We start from the raw sequence: 235 nt of genomic DNA, 5'->3' as shown, positions 1-235 counted from the left end.
CCCGGCGACAGCTTGCCCTTCAGCGCGGCGTCCGCGACGGCGCGCGCGGCATCGCGCTTGCCCGCCAGGCGGCACAGCCTCGCCAGGTGGTAGCGCACGGTGAGGTAAGCAGGATCGGAAGAGTCGACGGCCAGCGCGGCCTGTTCCAGCGCGGGCGTCAGCGCCTCGGACAGCATCAGCGCGGCGACCAGCCACGGATCCGTGTGCCCGCGCGCTGCTGCGGTCCATGCGCGTG

At 74.0% G+C, this 235-nt stretch carries 1 protein-coding gene; it reads right to left on the bottom strand.

The window, feature by feature from the left end:
- A partial coding sequence (locus tag ACEN88_RS36280) for a hypothetical protein (RefSeq protein ID WP_413347210.1) occupies positions 1 to 235 on the bottom strand: 235 nt, incomplete at both ends.

Source organism: Massilia sp. CT11-108 (assembly GCF_047302915.1).
GTDB lineage: Bacteria > Pseudomonadota > Gammaproteobacteria > Burkholderiales > Burkholderiaceae_D > Telluria > Telluria orientalis.
This window is presented reverse-complemented; position numbering and strand designations above follow the sequence as displayed.